This is a genomic window from Acidovorax sp. KPB24-03, from assembly GCF_057546605.1.
In genome coordinates this window covers 1-649 of record NZ_BAAJYR010000898.1, presented here as the reverse complement: position 1 = coordinate 649, position 649 = coordinate 1, and the positions used below count along the sequence as shown (strand labels likewise).

General features: G+C 74.6%; 1 protein-coding gene. It reads right to left on the bottom strand.

The annotated features are described in order from the left end of the window. Positions 1–649: MFS transporter (locus tag AC27KI_RS26685; protein ID WP_487116908.1), on the bottom strand; the 649-nt coding region annotated here is incomplete at both ends.

Sequence of the window (649 nt, the reverse complement as noted above, 5' to 3'; positions counted from 1 at the left end):
CCACCGGCCGCAAGCCCCAGCTGGCGGCCAGCCACACCGCGCACAGCAGCGCCGTCACGGCAAAGAGCTGCGGCGTGCCGGCCCACTTGGCCAGCGCGCCGCCCAGGGCTCCCCCGGCGAACAGGCCCAGCGACTGCAGCGTGTTGTAGGTGCCCAGGGCCGCGCCGCGCAGGTGCGGCGGCGCCATGCGCGAGACCAGGCTGGGCTGGCTGGCCTCCAGCGCGTTGAAGCCGCAAAAGAACACGAACAGCAGCAGCCCCAGCGCCCACAGCGCGGGCACGGCGCCGGCCGCGGCCACGCCGCCCAGACCCAGCTGCACCAGCAGCACCAGGCCGATGGCGGCCAGCAGCGATTCGCGCAGGCGGCCGCGCCGCTCCAGCGCGAACAGCCCGCCCATCATGGCGAACGACAGCACCACGGCGGGCAGGTACACCTGCCAATGCGCGGCCTTGGGAAGTCCCGCCTGCACCAGCAGCGCGGGCACGGCGACCCACATGGCCATCTGCACCGTGTGGAGAACGAAAACGCCCAGGTTCAGCCGCAGCAGGTCGGCATGGCGCCACACCTCGGCCAGGCGCCCGCGCGGGGCGTCGGCATGGCGCGCGGGCTCGGGCGGCACCACCCACAGCACCACGGCGCATGCCGCCCA